Source organism: Leucobacter celer subsp. astrifaciens (genome assembly GCF_001273835.1).
In the GTDB taxonomy this organism is placed as follows: Bacteria; Actinomycetota; Actinomycetes; order Actinomycetales; family Microbacteriaceae; genus Leucobacter; species Leucobacter celer.
In genome coordinates this window covers 91,677-114,327 of the sequence record NZ_JHEI01000137.1, presented here as the reverse complement: position 1 = coordinate 114,327, position 22,651 = coordinate 91,677, and the positions used below count along the sequence as shown (strand labels likewise).

Annotated in this window: 17 protein-coding genes; 5 read left to right on the top strand and 12 right to left on the bottom strand. The window is 69.1% G+C overall.

Features of this window, described 5'->3' with window-relative positions:
• Positions 1-44: 44 nt before the first annotated feature.
• From ilvA to AMS65_RS11060, 5 genes are all read right to left on the bottom strand, one after another.
• A complete protein-coding gene (gene ilvA / locus AMS65_RS11080) occupies positions 45-1,289 on the bottom strand; it encodes a threonine ammonia-lyase (protein ID WP_053384235.1) in 1,245 nt (414 codons plus the stop codon).
• Positions 1,286-2,491 carry an AI-2E family transporter gene (locus AMS65_RS11075; protein WP_053384234.1) on the bottom strand — a complete coding sequence of 402 codons (1,206 nt, stop codon included), beginning with the start codon at positions 2,489-2,491 and terminating at the stop codon, positions 1,286-1,288. Before AMS65_RS11075 ends, ilvA begins: the two co-directional genes overlap by 4 nt.
• A 49-nt stretch (positions 2,492-2,540) precedes the next feature.
• Positions 2,541-3,941, bottom strand: a complete 1,401-nt coding sequence (locus AMS65_RS11070) for an aldehyde dehydrogenase family protein (RefSeq protein ID WP_053384233.1) — start codon at positions 3,939-3,941, stop codon at positions 2,541-2,543.
• 190 nt (positions 3,942-4,131) lie between these two features.
• Positions 4,132-4,431, bottom strand: coding sequence for a hypothetical protein (locus AMS65_RS11065; RefSeq protein ID WP_053384232.1), 300 nt, complete (start codon positions 4,429-4,431; stop codon positions 4,132-4,134).
• Positions 4,428-5,756 (bottom strand): inorganic phosphate transporter, encoded by a 1,329-nt coding sequence (locus AMS65_RS11060; protein ID WP_053384231.1) that lies wholly within the window; start codon positions 5,754-5,756, stop codon positions 4,428-4,430. The genes AMS65_RS11065 and AMS65_RS11060 overlap by 4 nt, the downstream gene beginning before the upstream one ends.
• 313 nt (positions 5,757-6,069) lie before the next feature.
• Here AMS65_RS11060 and AMS65_RS11055 point away from each other — a divergent pair, with 313 nt between their 5' ends.
• Positions 6,070-6,345 (top strand): mycoredoxin, encoded by a 276-nt coding sequence (locus AMS65_RS11055; protein ID WP_053384230.1) that lies wholly within the window; start codon positions 6,070-6,072, stop codon positions 6,343-6,345.
• Positions 6,346-6,559: 214 nt separating this feature from the next.
• Here the strand turns inward: AMS65_RS11055 and AMS65_RS11050 are convergent, their stop codons facing one another.
• From AMS65_RS11050 to manA, 5 genes are all read right to left on the bottom strand, one after another.
• Entirely contained in the window at positions 6,560-7,597 is a 1,038-nt protein-coding gene (locus tag AMS65_RS11050; protein WP_053384229.1) for a 6-phosphofructokinase, read from the bottom strand.
• Between the two features lie 163 nt (positions 7,598-7,760).
• The gene (locus AMS65_RS11045) at positions 7,761-9,953 is read right to left on the bottom strand and encodes a DEAD/DEAH box helicase (RefSeq protein WP_083451638.1); all 2,193 of its coding nucleotides are present in this window, start codon (positions 9,951-9,953) and stop codon (positions 7,761-7,763) included.
• Between the two features lie 282 nt (positions 9,954-10,235).
• The gene (locus tag AMS65_RS11040) at positions 10,236-11,174 is read right to left on the bottom strand and encodes a bifunctional riboflavin kinase/FAD synthetase (protein WP_053384228.1); all 939 of its coding nucleotides are present in this window, start codon (positions 11,172-11,174) and stop codon (positions 10,236-10,238) included.
• Positions 11,174-11,698, bottom strand: a complete 525-nt coding sequence (locus AMS65_RS11035; RefSeq protein WP_083451653.1) for a hypothetical protein — start codon at positions 11,696-11,698, stop codon at positions 11,174-11,176. Before AMS65_RS11035 ends, AMS65_RS11040 begins: the two co-directional genes overlap by 1 nt.
• Positions 11,699-11,852: 154 nt before the next feature.
• Entirely contained in the window at positions 11,853-13,124 is a 1,272-nt protein-coding gene (gene manA, locus AMS65_RS11030) for a mannose-6-phosphate isomerase, class I (protein WP_053384227.1), read from the bottom strand.
• A gap of 93 nt (positions 13,125-13,217) precedes the next feature.
• Between manA and AMS65_RS11025 the strand changes: the two genes are divergently transcribed.
• From AMS65_RS11025 to AMS65_RS11010, 4 genes are all read left to right on the top strand, one after another.
• Positions 13,218-14,612 carry an O-antigen ligase family protein gene (locus AMS65_RS11025; protein ID WP_053384226.1) on the top strand — a complete coding sequence of 465 codons (1,395 nt, stop codon included), beginning with the start codon at positions 13,218-13,220 and terminating at the stop codon, positions 14,610-14,612.
• Between the two features lie 10 nt (positions 14,613-14,622).
• Entirely contained in the window at positions 14,623-14,973 is a 351-nt protein-coding gene (locus tag AMS65_RS11020; protein WP_053384225.1) for a hypothetical protein, read from the top strand.
• 281 nt (positions 14,974-15,254) lie between these two features.
• Positions 15,255-17,171, top strand: coding sequence for a glycosyltransferase (locus tag AMS65_RS11015; RefSeq protein WP_053384224.1), 1,917 nt, complete (start codon positions 15,255-15,257; stop codon positions 17,169-17,171).
• Between the two features lie 206 nt (positions 17,172-17,377).
• Positions 17,378-18,901 carry an alanine/glycine:cation symporter family protein gene (locus AMS65_RS11010; protein WP_053384223.1) on the top strand — a complete coding sequence of 508 codons (1,524 nt, stop codon included), beginning with the start codon at positions 17,378-17,380 and terminating at the stop codon, positions 18,899-18,901.
• 92 nt (positions 18,902-18,993) lie between these two features.
• Here the strand turns inward: AMS65_RS11010 and AMS65_RS11005 are convergent, their stop codons facing one another.
• On the bottom strand, positions 18,994-21,366 hold the full coding sequence (locus AMS65_RS11005) for an S-layer homology domain-containing protein (RefSeq protein WP_162231765.1): 2,373 nt from the start codon (positions 21,364-21,366) through the stop codon (positions 18,994-18,996).
• Between the two features lie 136 nt (positions 21,367-21,502).
• On the bottom strand, positions 21,503-22,642 hold the full coding sequence (gene glf, locus AMS65_RS11000; protein WP_053384221.1) for a UDP-galactopyranose mutase: 1,140 nt from the start codon (positions 22,640-22,642) through the stop codon (positions 21,503-21,505).
• Positions 22,643-22,651 lie beyond the last annotated feature (9 nt).

Sequence of the window (22,651 nt, the reverse complement as noted above, 5' to 3'; positions counted from 1 at the left end):
GAACCGGGGCGGGCGTCGTCGTATGGCCGCTGGGCGGGGAGTCGTCAGTACCGCTCGCCCACCCGCACCGTATAGCCGGCCTCGCGCAGCGCCTGGGCGACCGCGTCCCCGTGCTCATTGCCGCGGGTCTCGATGTGCAGCTCGAGCTCCACCTCGCTGACCGGCAGCTCCGTCGCGTGACGGGTGTGGATCACCTCGACCACGTTCGCGTTCTGCGAGGCGACGATCGACGCCGTGCGCACGAGCTGGCCCGGCACATCCGGCAGCAGGATGCGCAGCTTGAGGTACCGCGCCGAGGCGGCGAGGCCGTGGCCGATCACGCGCTGCAGCAGCAGCGGGTCGATGTTGCCGCCGGAGAGGATCGTCGCGGTGACGCCGTTCACGTGCGCCTTGCCCGCGAGAATCGCCGCGACACCCGCCGCGCCCGCGGGTTCGACCACCAGTTTGGCCCGCTCGAGCAGCATGACGATGGCGCGCGCGATGTCGTCGTCGCTCACCGTGACGACCTCGTCGACGTACTGGCGCACCATCTCGAAGTTGAGGTCTCCCGGACGGGCGACCGCGATGCCGTCGGCGATCGTGGGTCGCGTCTCGACCGTCACGGGACGCCCGACCTTGAGCGACGGCTTGAACGGAGCTGCATTCTCCGACTGCACACCGATGATGCGCATGGGCCGCCCCTCGCGCTCGGCGAGCTGCTTGGCAGCGGCCGCCACACCCGAGATGAGTCCGCCGCCGCCGATGGGCACGATGATGGTCTCGACCTCGGGCGCCACCTCGAGGATCTCGAGCGCCACCGTGCCCTGGCCCACGATCACCGAGGGGTCATCGAAGGGGGGCACGAAGAGCGCGCCGGTGTCCTCGACGAACTGCCGCGCCGCCCGGTTGGTCTCGTCAAAGGTCGCCCCCTCGAGCACCACCTCGGCGCCGTAGCCGCGGGTCGCCTGCAGCTTGGGCAGAGCCACACCGAGCGGCATGAAGATGGTGGCCTTGATCCCGAGCTCTCGCGCCGCGAAGGCGACACCCTGAGCGTGGTTGCCGGCCGACGCCGCCACCACTCCCCTGGCCCGCTCCTCGTCGGACAGCTGCCTGAGGCGGTTGTAGGCGCCGCGCAGCTTGTAGGCGCCGGTGCGCTGCAGGTTCTCGCACTTCAGGTAGACCTTCGGCACGCCCAGAATCTCGGCGAGGTATCGCGACGACTCCAGCGGCGTGCGCTGAGTCACCCGGTGCACGATGTCGAGCGCGTGCTCGAAGTCCCCCAGTACGAGGGCCGGCTGAGCCTCGGTCATGACTGTCCTTCCTTGCGCTGCAGTCTTGCGAGCGCGCGGGCCCGATGCCGGGCCCTGTGGTGAATCTTTTCCCGCCGGTGGTAATCGGCGACAGGATCCGATCCGGATTCCCATTGCCGCTGCACCAGCGTATTGACGATGGAGTTGGCCGACGCCGCGATGGGAACGGCGAAGAGAGCCCCGGGGATCCCCGCGAGCAGCGCGCCGGTCGAGACGGCGAGCACGACGCCCAGCGGGTGCACCTTGACGGCGCTGCCCATGACCAACGGCTGCAGTACGTGGCCCTCGATCTGGTTGACGAGGATCACCACGCCCAGCATGATGAGCGCGTTCACGGGCCCGTTGTAGACGAGCGCGATGAATGCGGCGAGGGCGCCGGTGGTGATGGCGCCGAGGAACGGGATGAAGGAGCCCAGGAAGACGAGGATCGCTATGGGTATCGCGAGCGGCACCCCGAGCAGCGCGGCGCCGACTCCGATGCCGACGGCGTCGACGAAGGCGACGAAGATCTGCACGCGAACGTACTGCCCGACGGAGATCCAGCCGGCGCGTCCTGCCGCGTCGACGGCCGCGTGGGCCTTGGCCGGCAGGAAGCCGACCACCCAGAACCAGATGCGCTTGCCGTCGATGAGCATGAAGATGAGCGAGAACACGGCGAGCAGCGCCCCGGCGACGAACTGGCCCGCTGTCGTGGCCACTCCGAGGGCCCCGCTCCAGATCTCGGACTGGTGCCCCTCGATCGTCTTCCAGATCTGCCCCGTGAAGGCCTCGATCTCGGTCGCCGAGATCCCGAATGTCGCCTCAGCCCAGTGCAGCGCCTCCCACCAGACCTCTTCCGAGCGCCTGGCGACATCCTCGAAGCCGTTGCGCAGCTGCGTGGTGATGAGCGTGACGAGGATCCACACCGCCGCGCCGAAGAGCGCGAGAGCGGTCACGACGCCCAGCCAGCGCGGTGCGCCCTGGCGTTCGAACCAGTGCACCACCGGTGCGAGCAGAGCGGTGAGCAGGATAGCGACGAGCAGCGGGATCACGATGATGCGCACCTGCACGATGAGCCACAGGAAGCCGGCGAGCGCGAGCCCGATGAGGATCAGCCGCCACGACCAGGCCGCGGCTACTCTGACACCGAGCGGCAGCTCGTGCGCAGCATCGTCGGCCGTATCCGGTGCGCCGTTACCGGCGCCGCTTCTGCGCTCTTCCACGGCACAATCCTACTCACGACAGCATGTCGGTTCGGTGATACCCGTTCGGTCACATGAGCCGGCGCAGCCAGCGACGCACGAGCGTGTTCTTCTGCGCCGTGAAGGGCGGCATGATGGTCGGGCCCAGGGTGTCCGGCGCGAGGGGCTTCGAGAGCACGGCCTTCTCGTGGCTGAACACGCGGAACGACCGCTCGCCGTGGTAGGCGCCCATACCGCTCTCGCCCACACCGCCGAACGGCAGTTCGGGCGCCACGAGGTGCAGCACGGGCACGCCGAAGTTCAGTGCGCCCGAGCTGGTCTCGCGCTCCCAGCGTGCTCGCGCGCCGGGATCCTCGCTGAAGACATAGGCGGCGAGGGGCTTGTCCCGTCCCGTGACGAAGGCGAGTGCGTCGTCCAGATCATCGACCTCGACGAGGGGCAGGATCGGACCGAAGATCTCGTCGCGCATCACGGCCGCGTCGCGGGAGACGCCGGACAGCACGGTGGGGGCGATGAAGCGGCTCGTCGCGTCGTGATCGCCGCCGACCTCGATCTCGCCGTCGCCGAGGTAGCCGAGCAAACGCTCGAACTGGGCATCGTTGATGATGCGGCCGTAGTCCGGGTTGCGCGCGCTGGCGCTGCCGTAGAGCTCGTGCACGGCGTCGCCGATCGCGGGAGCCAGGCGGCGCAGCACCTCGGGACGGCCGAGCACGTAGTCGGGGGCCACGCAGGTCTGGCCCGCGTTCATGAACTTGCCCCAGGCGATGCGCTTGGCGGTCTCGGCGAGCGGCGCGGTGCCGTCCACGTACACCGGGGACTTGCCTCCGAGCTCGAGCGTGATCGGCGTGAGGTGCTCGGCCGCGGCGCGGGCCACGATGCGGCCCACTCGCCCGTTGCCGGTGTAGAAGATGTGGTCGAATCGCTGCTCGAGCAGCACCGTGGTCTCCGCCACCCCGCCCTCAACGACGGCGACGGCGCGCCGATCCAGCGCATCGGGTACCAGCCTGGCGATGAGCGAGGAGGTGGCCGGAGCCAGCTCGCTCGGTTTGATCACGACCGCGTTGCCCGCCGCGAGCGCTCCGACGACGGGCGACAGCGCCAGCATCAGCGGGTAGTTCCAGGGGGCGATGACCAGCACGACGCCCAGCGGTTCCGGCACGACGCGGGCGGCCGCCGGCTGCGCCGCGAGGGGCACGCTCACCCGCTGGGGCCGCATCCAGCGCGAGAGGTGGCGCAGCGCATGATCGATCTCGGTGACGAGGAAGCCGATCTCGGTGAGCTGCGCCTCCGTGCCGGACTTGCCCAGGTCGTCGTGGAGCGCTCGCTCGAAGTCATCTCCGCGCTCGAGCAGCAGGGTGCGCAGGCGCTGCAGCTGTTCCCGCCGCCAGTCCTCGGGCCGCGTGATCCCGCGCTCGAAACCGTGCCGCAGGCCGGCGACGAGGCCGGAGATCCGATCCGTGTTGTCGCTCATGCGCCCACCCTATCTGCGCAGAAGGGGAAAGCAACGCGCAGCGTTGCGATCCTTCTGCGCAATCGCCGCACACGGCGGCGGATCAACACGGCGAGGATCATCGCCGGTTGAGCGGAGCGCAGCGGAGTCGAAACCAGGGGCCTCGGGTTTCCGCTCGCTCCGCTCGCTCAACCTGCGCGGCGGACCCGGCTCACCAGAAGTGAAGCGCGGGAATGATGAGGAAGATCCCCACGAGCACCACCAGCACCGACAGGCCGAAGCAGACGTTGGCGGCGATGGTCGCCCATCTGGGGCGGCCGATGTCGTCGACGTCATCGTCCTCGTCGTCGCGCGAGGGGCCGCTGGGTTCGAGAGTGCCGTCCGCGAGGCGCGCAGGAGGTGCGGGGGTCGCGAGGAAGCGGATCCCCAGCGAGTACAGCGTGACCACGAACACGGCGGCGAGCAGGGCCGCGGCGAAGACGATCAGGAACGCCATCCAGTCGATGTTCATCGTGCGCTCCCCCGCTCCGCGTCGTCGACCTTGCCGGCGAGCTCCGAGACCTCGGCTTCGCGCGCGGCCTTCACGGCCTCGCGCGCCGCGATGTCGTCGCGCACGGCCGACTGCGCCACCGGGGTGAGCGGCGGGATGGTGCCGGTCTTGGTCTTGAGGGGCTTCACCTTGCCCTTGCGGATGCGCACCGCGTACCCCGACTCGGCCACATCGGGCACCGGGATCGCGTTGGAGTGATCGACCTTGTTGCGCCTGGAGCGCCAGAAGATGAAGAGGATGAACCCGAATCCGAGCACGGCGTCGATGACGATGCCGATCGGCCCGATGTGGGCGATGAGCGCGGCCACGGCGGCCACCGCACCCGACGCCGGGAGCGTGAAGAGCCAGCCGAGGCTGATGCGGCCCACCGCGCGCCAGCGCACGCTCGAGCCTCGGCGGCCGAGGCCCGAGCCGATGACCGAACCCGAGGCGACCTGGGTGGTCGAGAGCGCGAAGCCGAGATGGCTCGAGGCGAGGATGGTGGCCGCGGTGCTCGTCTCGGCGGCGAAGCCCTGCGCCGGCTTGACCTGGGTGAGGCCGGCGCCGAGCGTGCGGATGATGCGCCAGCCGCCCGAGTACGTGCCGAGCGCGATGGCGAAGGCGCAGGCGGCGATCACCCAGAAGTGCGGGCCCGTGCCCGGATCCTGCAGGTTCGCGGCGACGAGGGTGAGCGTGATCACGCCCATCGTCTTCTGCGCGTCGTTGGTGCCGTGCGCCAGCGCGATGAGCGACGACGAGGCGATCTGGGCGTAGCGGAAACGACCGCGGCCGTCCTTCTTGCCGTCGTGGCGGCGGGTGATGGCGTACGCGACCCGGGTAGCGGTGAAGGCCACGATGCCCGCGGTGAGCGGGGCGGCGACCATCGGGATCAGGATCTTCGAGAGGAAGACGCCGCCGTTGATCGCATTGATGCCCGCTCCGACGATCGCGGCGCCGATGAGGCCGCCGAAGAGCGCGTGGGAAGAACTGGAGGGCAGCCCGTAGAGCCAGGTCAGCAGGTTCCAGACGATGGCGCCGATGAGGCCGGCGAAGATCATCTCCGGGCTGATGAGCACGCCGCCATCGCCCTCGTTGATGAGCCCGCCCGAGATCGTCTTGGCCACCTCGGTCGAGAGGAAGGCGCCGACGAGGTTGAGGATCGCGGCGAGCAGCACCGCGGTCTTCGGCTTCAGCGCCCCCGTCGCGATGGGCGTCGCCATCGCGTTGGCGGTGTCGTGGAAACCGTTGGTGAAGTCGAAGAACAGCGCCAGTGCGATGACCAGCAGCACGATGAGGGTGATTTCCACCGGCGTCTTTCGTTCGGGATCAGAGGTCCTGGAACACCCGCGAAGTCACCTTCCGTTCACCGGATTCCCGATGTGCGGAGATGGCCGCTGGCGCGCCGTATTCATGGTTTCACCTCGATTCCGGGAGGTCAAGCTGAGGGCACCCAGTTCACCCGCCGTTTACCTGGGAGCGACCGAGGAGTTCTGCGGGACCTTCCCCGATTCACCGGATCCCCGCACCCCTCGATCAGGCCGGCTGCCTCTCGGCCCGATCCTCGGCTCGTTCACGAGCACCGGGGATAGGCTTGCGATGTATCGATATCGAGGAGGCAGCATGAGCACCGCGGACCTGAACGACTTCATCCCCGAGCAGGGATCGGTCACCATGTTCTCGACGGAGTGGTGCGGGTACTGCAAGCGGCTCAAGCTGATGCTCGACAAGACCGGGATCGGCTACACGGTGGTCAACATCGAGGAGACGCCCGGCACCGAGGATCTCGTGAAGTCGGTCAACGGCGGCAACGCGGTGGTGCCGACGCTCGTCTTCCCCGACGGGAAGACGGCGACGAACCCCTCACTGCAGGAGGTCCAGGCCCTCCTCGGCGCGTAAGCGGCGTCGCCGCCGCGCCGGTCGAGCGAGCCCGCCGGTGCCGCCGGTTGAGCGAGCGCAGCGAGCGTTGTGCTGAGCGAGGAGTGCAGCGACGAGTCGAAGTATCGAAACCGAGGCAGCCGGGTTTCGACTCGTCGCTGCGCTCCTCGCTCAACCGGCGGGGACGCTCCTCGCTCAACCAGCGGCGGGCCGCTCGGCACAGGCGCGCCCGGCCTCACCCGAAGTTGAGGCGGGCTTCCTCGTAGCGCGCCTCGGGCACGGTCTTGAGCTTGCCGACGGCCTCCTCGAGCGGCACCAGCTCGATGCGGTCGCCGTGCAGGCCCGCCATGGTGCCCCAATGCCCGGCCTGAGCGGCGTCGGCCGCGGCGATCCCGGTGCGCGTCGCGAGCACGCGGTCGAAGGCTGTGGGTGATCCCCCGCGCTGCACATGCCCCAGCACCGTGGCCCGCGTCTCGATGCCCGTGTGCTGCTCGATGAGGGGCGCGAGCAACTCGGCGACCCCGCCGAGCCGCGGTCGCCCGAAACCGTCGAGCCCCTCGCGGGTCACCTCACCGTCCGAGCCCTCCAGCTTGAACCCCTCCGCGACGACCACGAGGGAGGAGCGACCGCGATCACGCACGCTCAGCACCCACTCGCAGATCTGCTCGATCGATTCCGGGTGCTCGGGAATCAGCGTGACCTGGGCGCCGCCGGCCATGCCGGCGTGCAGCGCGATCCACCCGGCGTTGCGCCCCATCACCTCGAGCACCATGCAGCGGCTGTGGGATTCGCCGGTTGTGCGCAGCCGGTCGATCGCCTCTGCCGCGATCGACACGGCGGTGTCGAAGCCGAAGGTGTAGTCGGTGCCGCCGAGGTCGTTGTCGATGGTCTTCGGGAGGCCGATGGCGCGGATGCCGGCGTCGGCCAGCAGCTTCGCGACGGTCTGGGTGCCGTTGCCGCCGATGAGCAGGAAGCCGTCGATCCCGTACTCGGCCGCGCGATCCCGGATCACCTGCAGATCGGCCTCGTCACCCGCGCCGCTCACGAAGGGCTGCACTCGACTGGTTCCGAGGATCACTCCCCCGAGGGGGGAGATGCCGCGCACGGCCTGACGATCCAACGGCACCAGATCGGCCTCGTAGAATCCGCGCCAGCCGTCCATGAAGCCGACCATCTCGAAGCCGTGCACATCGACGCCCCGCAGCACCGCACCGCGGATCGCAGCGTTCATGCCGGGGCTGTCGCCGCCGGAGCAGAGCACACCTATGCGCATGAGCCTCTCCTCGTCCGTCTCGCTCGACGCACCCGGACACACGGGGTCTCCAGGGCACCGCCCCTATCGTAGCGTTGGCCGGATCCACACGAACACGCGCATTCCCGCCAGATTCGGAACGGAAGCTGCCAGGTGCCGTGCGTGCGGCCCGGCGTAGCGAGCGCTACGCGTTCGCCTGCGCCACCGCCTTCTCCAGCACGCCGATGAGGGCGAGCAGCTGCACCGAGTCGGCCTCCTCGGCCGGCGCCGACGCACCGTCGAGCGCGCGCGCCGCGAGTCCGGCCTTGCCGTCGATGAGCTCGGCGATCTTCGCATCGATGGTCTGCGCGGCGACGATGCGCCACGCGGTGACCGGCTCGTCCTGCCCGATGCGGTGCACGCGGTCGATCGCCTGCGTCTGCTCGGCGTCGGTCCAGCTCAGCTCGGCCAGCACCACGTTCGACGAGGCCTGCAGGTTCACGCCGACACCCGCAGCGGTCAGCGAGCACACGGCCACAGCGACCTCGGGATCCTTGTTGAAGGCGTCGATCTGCTCCTGACGGAACGTCGCGGTCTGGTCGCCGCGGATCGAGACCGTCTTCAGCCCGGCCTCGGCCAGCTGAGCCTCCACCCGGTTCATCACGTCGATGTGCTTGGCGAAGAACACCACCTTGCCCACCGAGCGCGCGAGCTGCGCGGTGTAGTCGGCCGCGAGCGAGGCCTTCGCCTGGCCGATCTGCCGCACCATCGTGAACACGTTCATGCCGTCGGCCGAGGCGTTCGACTCCTCGAGCTCCTGCGCGCACACCATGCGGATGATGGCCTCGTCGCTGAGCTTCTGCCCCAGCTTGCCGTTCTTGACCGCCGTGAAGCGATCCAGCAGCTTGCGGGCCAGCTGCGCCTCGGCCTCGCGGATCCCGCGCCCCATCTCGTCGTCCAGCTCGACGGGAAGATCCACCACGCGCTTCGCGGGCAGATCGGCGGCGACGTCCATCTTGCGGCGACGCACGATGCCCATGTCGATCACGCTCTGCCGCGCTTCGGGGTAGAACGCGGGATCGGCCGGAGTCCAGCCGTTGTTCTCGAGCAGCGCCATGAGCTCGGGACCCGGCTTGTCGGCCTCGGTCCAGCCCAGGAAGCGCCAGATGGCGCGGAAGTCGTCGATGTCGTTGATGAGCGGCGTGCCGGTGAGCGCGATGAGCAGGGGCGAGACGCCCGGGGTGCGCTCGCGGATCCGCTCGGCGATCGCCAGCACGTTGCGGGATCGCTGCGACTGCACGTTCTTGATCATGTGGGCCTCGTCGACGACCATGCCCTTGAAGCCGAAGCGCGAGATCCAGCTCAGGTGCCGATCGAGGATCTCGTAGTTCACCACGAACACGTCGGCGAAGGGGTCGATGTCCTGCCCGTCGCCGTGGATGACGGTGACGCGACGCTGCGGCGTCCACCGCTCCACCTCGCGGGCCCAGTTCATCTTGACGACGTTGGGCACCACCACGAGCAGCGGGTAGCTGCCGGAGACGCTCGCCGCGAGCACGGACTGCGCGGTCTTGCCGAGACCGGGCTCGTCGGCCAGCAGGAAGCTGCGGTGCCCCTCGGCCACACTCGCGAGGAAACGCGCCTGGTGCGGCATCAGCTCGCGCCCGGCGGGAGCGAGGCGATCCGGCACCGGCGGAGCGGGCAGATCCATGCACGCGGATCCGCCGCCGCCCTGCTCGAAGGACTTGAGCAGCGGGCCCAGCAGCTCCCAGTTCGCCAGACGCACCACCGGGGTCGGCTTGCGCGGCGGGGCGAGGTCGGGCGCGAGGAACGGGTTGGCCATCATCCGGGCGTCGATGCCGACGGGCTCGACCTGGCGCTCCGCGAGCTCCGGCGGCACGAAGGTCTGCGCCGGCTCCGGGGCCGCCTTCTCCTCCTCCGGCAGCGCGATGCCCGCCTGCGTGAGCATCTTGCGCTTCAGCAGCCGCGTGGCCTCGGTGATGGGAGCCGCGGGTTCGAGCAGCGTGATGAGGCTGGTGTCGCGGGCGGCGGTCTTGGCGAGGATCGCCGCGACGCCGTCGAGCCGCTTCAGCGTCTCGGCGCGCTCGGAGTCGCTCACCGTCTCGTCGGTCTTGACGCGGGCGCGCTCCTCGCGCATGAGCAGCGCGATCACGTGGAACTTGGTGCGGCCGGCCGGGCTCGCCTTGCCGCGCTGGGCCGAGGCCTCGACCTCGCGCACGGCGCGGGCCAGCAGCGGGATGATGCCCTCGTTGTGGGTGTGCTTGCGGCGGCCGTTCGAGCGCGTCGAAGCGCCGGCGTCTCTCGTCTGCGCTGCCTTGTCCTTCGCAGCGGACTTGCCCTTCGAGGCGGACTGACGCGTGGCAGTGGTGGTTGCCAATGGATCTCCTGATCAGCGTGGTGCGATCTCGGCGCGTGTGCCGAGGCGCAGGTCGCTCGCGGGTTCAGAGCCTGACCTCATGCGCGGCATGGGGCTCGCGAAGCGCTCGCGCGACCGTGCTCATGATCCTATCACCCGCGGCTGTACATCGGTGCGGGCTCAGGAGATTCTGCGACTCGCCTCACGCAGAGCGCCACCGCGAGGTGCGCCTAACGCCGGCGCGTTCTGCCTCAGCATCTCGCGTGCGCAGATATTGAGACGGATCGGGGATCCGGATGCGGGTCAGTCCGCGAGCAGGCCGCGCGTCGCCTCGACGTCGGCGTGCATCTGGGCGAGCAGCGCGTCGAGCGCGTCGAAGCGCTCCATGCCGCGCAGCCGCAGCGCGAACTGCACCTCCAGGCGCTGCCCGTAGATGTCGCGGTCGAAGTCGAGCACGAACGCCTCGACCCGCGACTCCCCCTCGGGGTCGAACGTCACGTTGGCGCCGACGGAGATCGCGGCGACGAGCCGCACGCCGTCCACCACGACCCAGCCGGCGTAAACGCCGTCGGCTGGCACGAGACCCTCGATGTCACCGCCGAGGTTGGCGGTGGGGAAGCCGAGTTCCCGGCCGCGCGCGTCGCCGTGCACCACGATGCCCCGCACCGCCGGCGGCCGTCCGAGCATGCGGGCAGCCACGTCGACGTCGCCCGCCAGCACCGCCTCGCGCACGCGGGAGGAGGACACCTGGCCGGCCTCCCCGTCCTCGACGAGCCCGAGCACGTCGGCCTCGAAGCCGTAGCGTCCGCCCAGCGAGCGCAGCAGCGCGCCGTCACCGGCGCCTCGGTGACCGAAGCGGAAGTCGGCGCCCATCACGATGTGCCGCGCGCGCAGACGGTCCACCAGCACCTCGGCGACGAAGCGCTCGGCGGGGATCGAGGCGAGATCCGCATCGAACTCCAGCATCACGCAGACGTCGACGCCGGCCGCCTGGAAGGCCTCCAGGCGCTGCTCCCTGCTCATGAGCGGCTGCGGGCATGCCTCGGGGTGCAGGTAGCTCAGCGGATTGTTGGCGAAGGTCAGCACGACGGATCGCCGCCCCTCGCGCTTCGCCGAGTCCGTCACGCTGCGCAGGATCGACTGATGGCCCCGGTGGAGGCCGTCGAACTTGCCGATGGCCACGCAGCTGCCGTCCGGAAACTCCTCGGGGCTGATCGCCTCGAGGGTGTCGATCACGCGCATCAGGCGGATTCCTCGATCCCGGCGGTGGCGGCGCCCTCGGTCCTGCCGCCCCGCGAGCCGCCGCCCGCTGGCCCGCCGTCCGCGGCACGATCGACGCGGCGCAGCCAGATCAGGCCGAGCACCGGCAGCACGAGCGGGATGAAGAGGTACCCGCTGCCGAAGTGCGACCACACGGAGGGGTGCGCGAAGAGCTGGGGCGCCACGAGGCTGAGCACACCGACGATCAGCACGCCGCAGAGTTCGAAGAGCAGCGCGCACCAGGCGATCCTGCGCCAGACGCCCACGCGCTTGATCAGGGCGACGGTGGCGACGATGTAGACGAGACCCGCGACCGCGGAGAGCGAGTACGCCAGCGGCGCCTCGTCGAACTTCGTGATGATCTGATAGATCGAGCGGAACGTCGCCGCGATCGCGAGCACGATGTAGACGGTGATGAGCACCCGGCCGAGTCCGCCGAGTCGATCGCCCGGCGAGGCTCCCGGCGCTGCGGGGTCTCGGGAGTCACGGAGATCGGCGTTCGACACGCGCACCAGTGTACTCGCACGATGCGGTGGGAAATCCGGTGCGGGCTCGCCGCTCGTGCAGGAGTTCAGCGTTCAGACAGGAAGGAGTCGGCGAAAGGCTCCTGCGCGAGCGCGGATCTCCTCCGCGAGCGCGGCGCGGCCGATCCCGCCGCGTTCACTCGCCGACGGTCGCGATGAACACCTCGCCGTGGCCGGTGAGGCGGATCGGCTCGCCGGCCGACACGTAGAGCGACTGGCCGCGACGGGCGGTCGCCACCTCGGCGAGCGCGTCCGCGTCGGCGGCCGGCCGTTCCACCCGCACCCGGCCGGCGGTCACCATGAGCACCAGCGGATGCTCCGCCGAGATCTCGGCGAGCGGAGCGCTGTCGTCGATGCGGGATCCGGATTCGCCGTCGGGGTCGCAGAGCCGTGCCCGCAGCAGCCTGAAGTCGGGCACATCGGGGCACCAGGCCACGAGTCCGCGCGCCACGCGCTTGCACGGGAAGCGGGGGTCATCGAGCTCGCCGGTGTCGACGATGCGGCACAGCTCCGCGACGTCGACGTGCTTCTCGGTGAGGCCGGCGCGCAGCACGTTGTCGGACGAGGCCATCACCTCGACCGCGATGCCGCTGAGGTAGGCGTGCATCTGACGGGCGCGCAGGAAGACGGCTTCGCCGGGTGCGAGGCGCACCACGTGCAGCAGCAGCGACACGAGCACGCCCGGGTCCCCCGGGTGCGTGGCGACCAGCTCGCGCAGCGCGAGGGCCCGCTCGGGATCGAGGCCCGCGGCGGTCGAGCTGTCGGCATCGCGGGCGACGCCCTCGATGGCCTGCAGCGCGCGTGCCGCGATCGGGTCGCCGCTGAACGCCCAGTCGAGAAAGTCTCGCCGCCGTTCGGGATCCCCGCCGCTCAGGTGCTCCGAGACCCGGTCCAGCGCCTCGGCCCCGTCGCGATCGGCGGCGCCGCGCGCCGCGCCCGCGAGAAGGGCGAGATCGCGGCGCACCTCCGCGAGCGGCCGGAACCCGCTGAGCGCCGTGACCTCGCTCAGCGCGACGAGCAGCTCCGGTTTGTGGCGGGGATCGCCGTAGTTGCGGTGCCGCGCGTCACGGGGAACCCCTGCGGCCTCCTCGGCCGCGTACCCCGCCTCGGCCTGTCGGGGGTCGGGGTGCACCTGCAGCGACAGCGGGGCGCCGATAGCCAGCACCTTGAGCAGGAAGGGCAGCGGGCCGCCGTTCACCCCGTAGCGCTCGGGGTCGCTCTCGACGAGGTCGATGAGCGTGTGCGCCGCCGCGCTCGCCTTGGCCACCATCGCCGGGCTGCTGGGATGCGTGCCGAGCCACAGCTCGGCCTGCGGCTCGCCCGTCGGCTCGGTGCCGAGCATGTCGGGAAGCGCGTCCTTCGAGCCCCACGCATAGGCGCGCGGGGTGTTCTCGATGAAGATCAGCACGTCACCCTCCGACCCCTCGATTCCGGGCCCGTCGGCTCACGACCGCTGCGCCCGCGCAGGTCACCGTATGGGCCATGCTCTACCATACCGACTATGGCGGAGAGCAAGACCAGACTCGGCGTGAGCGCGTACGCGATCTGCGTCTTCATCGTCACGCTCGGCAGCAACGGCGTGCGCAATCTGCTGGGATGGTGGGGCTTTCTCGCCGTCGCGGCGGCGCTGACCGTCTGGGGCGTGGTGCTCTTCGTGCGGCTGAAGCCCGAGCGCTTCCGGTGGTACCGGCTGCCCTCCCCCGTCTACTGGTTCCTGACGCTCGCGGTGCTCTCGATCGCGTGGTCGCAGTACCGGCTCGAGAGCGTGCTCGGCGTGACCGCGCAGCTGGCCACGACACTGCTGGCCGTGGTGCTCGCGTTCGTGCTCACCTGGCACGAAGTGCTGCGCACGCTCGGCTCGGCGCTGCGCTGGCTCATCGGCGTCTCCTTCCTCTTCGAGCTGTGGGTCGCGCTCGTCGTGCGCCAACCCGTGCTGCAGCCCATCGCCGAGGTGCCCGAGTCGGGAACGGTGCCGAAGCTGCTGTACTGGAGCCGCGATCTGCTGTTCGCCGGCGGTCCCATCCAGGGCATCGTCGCCAGCTCGGTGCTGTTCGGCTTCATCGGCCTGCTGGGACTGATCGTGTTCGGGATCCAGCTGCGCGCCGGGCTCGTGCGCCCCTTCACCGGATGGTTCTGGGTGTGCGCCGCGCTCGCCACGGTCCTGCTGACGCGCGGGGCGACGGTGTGGGTGGCGCTCGCGGCGGCGGCGGTCGCGCTGGCGCTCGCGCTGTGGGCCCGCCGTCTCGGCCCCGAGCGGCGCGTGCCGCTCTACCTGACCGGCACCACGCTGGTGGTGGCCGCCGTCGCGCTCGTGCTCTTCGCGCGCGACTTCGTCTTCGGCCTGCTCGGCAAGAGCGCCGACATGACGGGCCGCCTCGAGACCTGGCACGCGGTGATCGAGCTGGCCGAGCAGCGGCCCTGGTTCGGCTGGGGCTGGGTGAGCTACTGGGCGCCGTGGGTCGAGCCGTTCGAATCGCTCGACGTCAAGGCCGGGGTGACGGTGATGAGCGCGCACAACGCGTGGCTCGACGTCTGGCTGCAGCTGGGCATCGTCGGCGTGCTCGCCTTCGCCCCGCTCGTGGTGCTCACCATGTGGCGGGTCTGGTTCCGCGCGGTGGATCCGCCCCGCCGCGGCTTCGGCGACCCGCTGCCCTACGCGACGAGCGCGCTGTGGCCGTTCCTGGTGATGGTGGCCCTGCTGGTGCAGTCGCTCACCGAGAGCCGACTGCTCATCGAGGGCAACTGGCTGCTGCTGGTGCTCCTCGCGGTGAAGTCGCGCTTCGACTTCCAGCTGCCCTCGCTCGACGCCGAGCCGACGAAACTGCCCTGGCGGCGCGTGCCGATCCCGCGCCACACCGGCCCCATCGCGGTGCCGCAGCTGCGGAACGGACGGTGACGCCGTGCTGATGACCACCGAACGGCTGCAGCGTCTCCGGTCCGATGCGCGCCTCGAGCGCGACACGATCCTCGAGCATCGCATGCGCGACGGCGAGGATCCCGCCACCGCGGTGGCGGAGGTGCCGGAGGTCGATGAGCTGGTCGTCCTCGCGCTGCGCGACGAGATGCTCGAGGATCGCGGCCAGCTGGCCGAGTTCGGTCTGGCGCGCCTTGCAGCGCTCTCCGGCGGCCCGGACGCGCACGAGCACCGTCGCAACGCGGATCGCGTCGAGTTCGAGCTGCTGCGCGAGATCGCAGCGGAGGTGCCGCAGCTCACGGTCGCCGTGTGGCGCGTGAGCCACCGCCTCGATGTCGACTGACGGGTCGGCGGCCGCCCCGTCATCCTGCGCGGAGGCGAGGAACGAGCCGGAGTCGCAGGATCCATCGAACCGGAACGATGCACGGTGTGGATCCTGCGACTCGCAAGCTCGCGCAGGATGACAGAGAGTAGACCCTGCGACTCGGTCCTCACGCAGGGTGGCGGGCGACGCACGAAGCACAGCCGCCCCTCGGCGAGTACCGAGCAGCCCCTCGGTAGACTGTGGGGGTTGCAACGGCCGGGTGATCCGGCTCCCCGTCAGTCAAGAGAGGCGCGCCTTCGATGCCGACCACGCTCCAGAACGTCGTTTTCCCGCTGGCCAAGGATCCCGATGTGCTGCCGCTCTACGCCGACGCCGAGACCTGGACCACGGTGCGCGGAAAGCCGGTGCGGCTGAGCCAGAACGCGCACATCGACAACGTGCTGTCACGCACCAGCGTGCGCGTGCGCTCCGGCCGTCGCGTCTCCTTCGCCAGCTACTTCAACGCCTTCCCCGCCGCCTACTGGCAGCGCTGGACCGTGGTCGATCAGGTCACCCTCACCCTGCGCACGCAGGGTCCCGGCACCATCATCGTCTACCGTTCCAACGCCCAGGGCGTGCAGCAGCGCGTCGACTCGCGTGTGGTCGGAGGCAGCGCCGAGAGCGTCTTCGACCTGCCCCTCACGGCGTTCAGCGACGGCGGCTGGTACTGGTTCGACCTCATCGCCAGCACCGATGAGACCGGCACCGACGAGCTGATCCTCGAGAGCGGATCGTGGACCACCGACGCCGATCCCGTCTCCACCGGCCAGCTGAGCCTGGGCATGACCACATACAACAAGCCCGACTACTGCGTGGGCACGCTCACCAACATCGCCGACGATCCGGCGCTGCTCGAGGGCATCGACCGCATCTTCCTGGTGGATCAGGGCACGCGCAAGGTGCACGACGAGCCCGGCTTCGACGCGGTCGCCGAGCGGCTGGGCGAGAAGCTGCGGGTGATCGAGCAGGGCAACATCGGCGGTTCGGGCGGCTTCGCCCGCTCCATGGCCGAGACGCTCGAGCGCGAGGACACCGACTTCCTGCTGCTGCTCGACGACGACGTCGAGTTCGAGACCGAGAGCGCCCTGCGCGCGCTGCAGTTCGGCCGCTTCAGCCGCACCCCGGTGATCGTGGGCGGGCACATGTTCGACCTGCTCGACAAGCCCGTGCTGCACGCCTGGGCCGAGGTCGTGCGCCCGGGACCGTTCATGTGGGGGCCCTCGTTCGAGGAGCAGCACCGGCACGACTTCCGCAAGCGCAACCTGCGCCAGACGAAGTGGATGCACGCGCGCCTCGACGCCGACTACAACGGCTGGTGGATGTGCATGATCCCGAAGCGCATCATCGCGGAGATCGGGCTGTCGCTGCCCGCCTTCATCAAGTGGGATGACGCGGAGTACGGGCTGCGGGCGAAGGCGGCCGGATACCGCACCGTGTCGCTTCCCGGGGTGGCGCTGTGGCACGTGTCGTGGATCGACAAGGACGACTCACAGGACTGGCAGGCGTTCTTCCACACGCGCAACCGGATCATCGCCGGCCTGCTGCACTCGGATCGACCGGGCGGGGGGCAGCTGCTCCAGAACAGCGGCAGGCAGGACATCAAGAAGCTGCTCAACATGCAGTATTACGCGGTGCAGCTGGCGGTCGACGGCATGCGCTCCGTGCTGCGCGGCCCGGACCGGCTGCACGGCGAGATCGCGAAGGACATGCCGCAGGCCCGCGCCCGCGCCGCCGATTTCCCGGAGACCCGCGTGTACCGCTCGGGCGACGAGGACGCTCCCGTGTCGAGCGGCGGCCGCGCGTTGCCGCTGCTCGAGGATCCGGTCGGTCCCGCCGGCCTGCGCCTCGGGATCTTCACACTGCGCATGGTGCCTCAGCACTGGCTGCGCAAGAGCAACGAGGCCGACATGCAGGCACCGGAGCTCGAGTACCCGAAGCTCGACGCGACGTGGTGGCAGATCCCGCACCACAGCAGCGTGATCGTCGGGTCCGCCGACGGAGCGGGCAAGATGTGGTACCGCCACGATCGCGCGAAGTTCCGCCGCCTACTGCGCGAGTCGCGCATGCTGACCCGCAAGATCGAGAAGAACTGGGATCGGCTGGCGCGCGAGTATCGTGCGGCGCTGCCCCGCATCACCTCGGTCGAGGAGTGGAAGAAGACGTTCGAGGGCCGATAACGCCCGCGCTGGGCCTCTGGATCCTGCGACTCGCGAACTCGCGCAGGATGACCGGCGTCCCACCCGTCATTCTGCGCGCTGCGACTCGCAAGCTCGCGCAGCACAGGCTCCGTCGCAGAATCCACCGCTGAGTCCGGCGACTCTCGCAGCACTCCACGCCGCGCTTCGCACTTTACCGTGCGCGCGCAGCGGGTTACTGTTGCCGCATGCCGGATTACAGCGTCGTACGTGCAGAACTCGCCGACACCGTCGGATTCGCAGTGGACCAGATGTGGTCCTACGCCCTCGCGCCGGTGATCGTGTTCGTCGGGTTGTATCTGACCCTCCGCTCCGGGTTCGTGCAGTTCAGGTGGCTCCCCGAGATGTTCCGCACGATCACCGACCGCTCACCGCTCGACGAGGAGGGGCGGCCGCAGTCCATCTCGGCGTTCCAGGCGTTCACGCTCTCGGCGGCATCGCGCGTCGGCGTCGGCAACATCGCCGGGGTCGGCACCGCGATCGTCGTCGGCGGACCGGGCGCGATCTTCTGGATGTGGCTCATGGCGTTCATCGGCGGCGCGACGAGCCTCATCGAGTCCTCGCTCGCGCAGCTCTACAAGACGCGCACCGGCAAGCGCGCGTTCCGCGGCGGGCCGGCCTACTACATCGAGCGCGGGCTGGGGTCACGCAAGCTGGCCGTCGCGTTCTCGGTGCTGCTGATCATGTGCTTCCCGTTCGCGTTCAACTCGCTCCAGGCCAACACGCTCGCCCGCACCATCGTCGGTGTCGCCGACGAGTCGGCAGCCGCCTGGATCCCGTTCGTGGTCGGCGGGGTCGTCGTCGTGCTGACCGCCCTGGTGATCTTCGGCGGCGTGCACCGCATCGCGAGCGTCTCGCAGACCGCGATCCCGGTCGTGGCCTTCGCCTACCTGATGATCGGCCTCATCATCGTCGGTATGAACTGGGACAACCTGCCCGCGGCGTTCTTCTCGATCTTCACCGAGGCGTGGGGAACCACGCAGGTCGCGGGAGCCACCCTCGGCGTCATCATCATGACCGGAGTGAAGCGGGGCATGTTCTCGAACGAGGCCGGCATGGGCTCGGTGCCGAACGCGAGCGCCACGGCGGCCGTCACGCACCCCGTCAAGCAGGGGCTCGTGCAGACCCTCGGCGTCTACTTCGACACCTGGCTGGTCTGCTCGATCACCGCGTTCATCATCCTCGTCTCGGCCCCAGACCTGTCGACGGCCGAGCGCGGGGTCTATCTGACCCAGAACGCCCTGGCCGACGCGCTCGGCGACTGGACGGGCGTCATGCTCGCGATCATCATCTTCCTGCTCGCGTTCACCTCGGTGCTCGGCAACTACTACTACGGCGAATCGAACATGGAGTACATCACCTCGAACCGCTTCGCCGTTCCCGGCCTGCGGGTCGCGGTGCTGATCGCCGTCTTCCTGGGTTCGATCGCGGGCGCGGATCTCATCTGGAACATCGCCGACGGGATCATGGGCCTGATGGCGCTCATCAACCTCATCGCCATCGCGCTGCTGTCGCCGGTCGCGATGCGGCTGATCAAGGACTACTCGCAGCAGCGGCGCGAGGGGCGCGATCCCGTCTTCACCCGCGACCGGATGCCGGACGTCACGGGCGTCGAGTGCTGGGAGGACGAGCAATCGGTGACGGGCACGATCGGCACCATCTCCGAGGAGGTGCGGAACAAGAAGCACCGCTCCCGCCTGCGCCACGACTAGCGGCTGAACGATCGATCACCGCACCGGGTGCATGACGGAGGGGGCGGGTTTCCGATCGGAAACCCGCCCCCTCCGTCATGCGGAGCAGCCCGTCAGCTCTCCAGGCGGTAGATGAACGCCGCCATCGCCTCACGGGTCACGCTGCTCTTGGGCAGGTACTTGGGCTTGCCCTTCTTCTGCTTCACGCCCGTGGAGAGCTTCTGCTGGTACATCCAGGAGATCTCCTTGTAGAACTTCTGGCCGCGCTTCACGTCGGAGAACTGCGACGTCTTCGCACCCTTGTAGGTCGCCTTCTCCATCCGGTAGATGAAGGCCGCCATCGCCTCGCGCGTCACGCTGCTCTTCGGCATGAACTTCGGCTTGCCCGACTTCTGCTTCACCCCCGTCGACAGCCCGGACTTGTACATCCAGGAGATCTCCTTGTAGAACTTCTGCCCGGGCTTCACGTCGGAGAACGGCGAGGTCTTCGGGGCCTTGTAGCCCTTCGGGGCGTTCAGCCGGTAGAGGAAGGCCGCCATCGCCTCGCGCGTGACGTTGCTCTTGGGCGCGTACTTCTTGAGTCCCTTGCCCGCGTTGATGCCGGTGGAGAGCCCCTTCGAACTCATCCAGTTGATCTCCTTGCCGAACTTGTGGTCGTATGGCACGTCGATGAACGGTGTGTAGCTGATGCGCACCTTTGCCTGCGTGGCATTGGTGGACACCACCGTGACTCTGGCGTTGCTGCTCACCGGGGTCGTCGACTGACCGCTCTTGCCGGAGGAGTAGAACGTCGATCCGCTGCGGAACGGGATGACCGTGGAGCGCTTGTAGTCGAACGAGCGCCAGACACCATCAGTCCACTTGGCTTGGGCCTTCGGGTAGCTCTTGACCACCTGCACACCGGTGACGAGACGGGTCTTGCGACCGTCGTTGAACGAGATGTAGGTGTTGTTGCCGAGGCCCGTACCCGTATCCTGGCCGCCCCCGCTGCGGAACTCTACGTAGAAGCTGCCTCCGCTCTGGGTGTTGACCTTCAGACCTCGCAGGCCCGAGTTGTTGCCGGCCCGACTGATGGTGATGGTCTGCGTGCGACCGCCCGAGGCGTTGACGGTTTTGACGCTGCCCGAGGGCAGCACGCCGAGCGCGGCCTTCTGCGCGATCGAGAGCGCAGGGGTCACTCCGCCGACGGAGACTCCCATGATGTTCCAGGCGTCACCGTACTCGAGATCGCGGCACGGGCTCACCGGCTTGGTCACCCGCAAGCCGGTCTGCGGGTCGGCCTGCATCGAGGTCTTCGCATCGACGCGGGAACCGGTGCACTCGCGCACCTGGCCGTGGCCGAGGCTGAGGTTGTGGCCGATCTCATGTGCGACGACCGCAAGCATGTCGCTCACGGGACGGCCGCTCGCACGCGCGTTGAGGTCCACCCACACGGTGCCTCCCGAGTGGATGCTGCCGACGTGACCGAGACCGGCCGGTCCGCAATTGCCGTGGGCCACGTAGACCACCAGGTGCCGGGCTCCGGAGTAGTAGCTCGCCGGCGTCCTGCCGAACTTCGCAGCAGCCTTCGCCCACAGGCTGTCCGCGTTGCACGCATGCGCCGCCGAAGCAGGCAGGGTGCTGTAGCCGCCCAGCTTGATGCCGTTGACCGCGCTGTTGGTCTGGCCCTTCCAGTAGCTTCCCGACTGGGTCACGAGGTTCTGGGCGGTGGACTGGGATGTCGCTCCGCCCACGACCACGATGTCTGCCACGTGCTGCCTCTTGGCGGGTGCCCCGGCGATCACCTCGGGTGCCACGGCTGCACCGGCCACGACGGCGGGAGCTTCGTTGCGCGCAGACACCTCGGCCACGGTGTCGAGCACCTCGGCCACGTCCACCGAGCCCTCAGCGTCGATCTCCGCCTGCACTTCGGCCTGGGACTCGGCATCGAGCTGCAGGGTGCCGGCGAAGTCGGAGTTCGAATCGACCGCGCCGCCCAGGGTAGCTGTGTCGACCGGCACGATCGGCCCTTCGGTCGTCGCGAGCGACCATGTGCCGCCCTCGAGCTGTTCTGCGATTTCGTGCGCGGCTTCGCTGTCTTCACCGTGCTCGTGCAGTTCGGTCGTGAGCGCCGCAGCAGGCTCGTTCGGCAGGAACAGCAGCTTGCCGCTCACCAGGATCTCGCTCGGTGCCTCGGAGATCTCCTCGTCGGCCACGGCGTCGCCGACGGCCTCCACGGCGTCGGCCGGAATATCGACTTCCTCAGCGGACTCGGGATCGGTCGGATCCGCGATGTCATCGGACTCCGCAGGCTCCCCCAAGCCCTCCGAGTCTTCGACTGCCGCGGGGTCCTCGGACGAGGTCTCCTCGCCAGCCCCCTGTTCCTCGACCGCGGTCGCCGGGTCGGTGTCGCCGGGCGGCGGGCCGAAGGCCTGCGCCGGTGCTGCGCTCAGCACGAGCAGGAGCGCCAGGGCGGCTCCCACGGCGGGTTTCAGAATGGATTGCACGGTTCCCCCTTCTACATCCGCTGATGACGCGGACCGAGAACAGCTTAAACGAAGCTGTGCAAGTCCTGAAACCAACATCTGAGGAATTCCGCCGATCGGCGCTCCCAGAAGAGGAGGATGGAGGGTCGAACGCCCGTCAGAGCAACTCGGCGAGCTTGTTGTTGTACATGGTGAGAGCCGAGCCGATCGCCATGTGCATGTCGAGGTACTGGTAGGTGCCGAGGCGTCCGCCGAACAGCACCCGATCCTCCGCGGCCGAGAGCTCGCGGTACTTCAGCAGGCGCTCGCGGTCCTCGGGGGTGTTCACGGGGTAGTACGGCTCGTCCTCGCGCGTGGCGAAGCGGGAGAACTCCCGCATGATGACCGTCTTGTCGGAGGGGTACTCGCGCTCGGGGTGGAAGTGGCGGAACTCGTGGATCCGCGTGTACGGAACGTCGGACCCCGCGTAGTTCATGACGCTCGTGCCCTGGAAGTCGCCCGTCGGCAGCACCTCCTGCTCGAAGTCGAGCGTGCGCCAGCCGAGCTCGCCCTCGGCGTAGTCGAAGTAGCGGTCCACCGGGCCGGTGTACACCACCGGCACCTTGCCCACCACGGCCCGCTTGTTGAGCGGCTGCGACTCGTCGAAGAAGTCGGTGTCGAGGCGCACCTCGATGTTCGGGTGATCCGCCATCCGCTCCAGCCACGCGGTGTAGCCGTCGACGGGCAGTCCCTCGTGCGTGTCGTTGAAGTAGCGGTTGTCGTAGGTGTAGCGCACCGGCAGGCGCGAGATGACCTCGGCGGGCAGCTCGGTGGTGGGGGTCTGCCACTGCTTCGACGTGTAGTCGCGGATGAAGGCCTCGTAGAGGGGGCGCCCGATGAGGGAGATGCCCTTCTCCTCCAGGTTCTTCGCCGACTTCGTGTCGAACTCCTCGGCCTGCTGCGCAATCAGCGCCCGCGCCTCGTCGGGGCCGTAGGCGGCGCGGAAGAACTGGTTGATGGTGCCCAGGTTGATGGGCAGCGGGTAGACCTCGCCCTTGAAGTTCGAGTACACCTTGTGCACGTAGTTCGTGAACTTCGTGAAGCGGTTCACGTACTCCCACACCGTCTCGTTCGACGTGTGGAAGAGGTGCGCGCCGTACCGGTGCACCTCGATCCCCGTCTCGGGCTCTGCCTCCGAGTAGGCGTTGCCTCCGATATGCGAACGGCGGTCGATCACGACGACTCGCTTGCCCGCGCTCGCGGCGCGCTCGGCGATGGTGAGCCCGAAGAAACCTGATCCGACGACGAGAAGATCCATGCGCACCAG

What these genes read in the sequence shown, in the direction of transcription:
- ilvA (WP_053384235.1), bottom strand. Translation starts at nt 1,289, where the DNA reads ATGACCGAGGCTCAGCCGGCCCTCGTACTGGGGGACTTCGAGCACGCG.
- AMS65_RS11070 (WP_053384233.1), bottom strand. Translation starts at nt 3,941, where the DNA reads ATGAGCGACAACACGGATCGGATCTCCGGCCTCGTCGCCGGCCTGCGG.
- AMS65_RS11065 (WP_053384232.1), bottom strand. Translation starts at nt 4,431, where the DNA reads ATGAACATCGACTGGATGGCGTTCCTGATCGTCTTCGCCGCGGCCCTG.
- AMS65_RS11055 (WP_053384230.1), top strand. Translation starts at nt 6,070, where the DNA reads ATGAGCACCGCGGACCTGAACGACTTCATCCCCGAGCAGGGATCGGTC.
- AMS65_RS11050 (WP_053384229.1), bottom strand. Translation starts at nt 7,597, where the DNA reads ATGCGCATAGGTGTGCTCTGCTCCGGCGGCGACAGCCCCGGCATGAAC.
- AMS65_RS11040 (WP_053384228.1), bottom strand. Translation starts at nt 11,174, where the DNA reads ATGCGCGTGATCGACACCCTCGAGGCGATCAGCCCCGAGGAGTTTCCG.
- AMS65_RS11025 (WP_053384226.1), top strand. Translation starts at nt 13,218, where the DNA reads ATGGCGGAGAGCAAGACCAGACTCGGCGTGAGCGCGTACGCGATCTGC.
- AMS65_RS11020 (WP_053384225.1), top strand. Translation starts at nt 14,623, where the DNA reads ATGACCACCGAACGGCTGCAGCGTCTCCGGTCCGATGCGCGCCTCGAG.
- AMS65_RS11015 (WP_053384224.1), top strand. Translation starts at nt 15,255, where the DNA reads ATGCCGACCACGCTCCAGAACGTCGTTTTCCCGCTGGCCAAGGATCCC.
- AMS65_RS11010 (WP_053384223.1), top strand. Translation starts at nt 17,378, where the DNA reads ATGCCGGATTACAGCGTCGTACGTGCAGAACTCGCCGACACCGTCGGA.
- glf (WP_053384221.1), bottom strand. Translation starts at nt 22,642, where the DNA reads ATGGATCTTCTCGTCGTCGGATCAGGTTTCTTCGGGCTCACCATCGCC.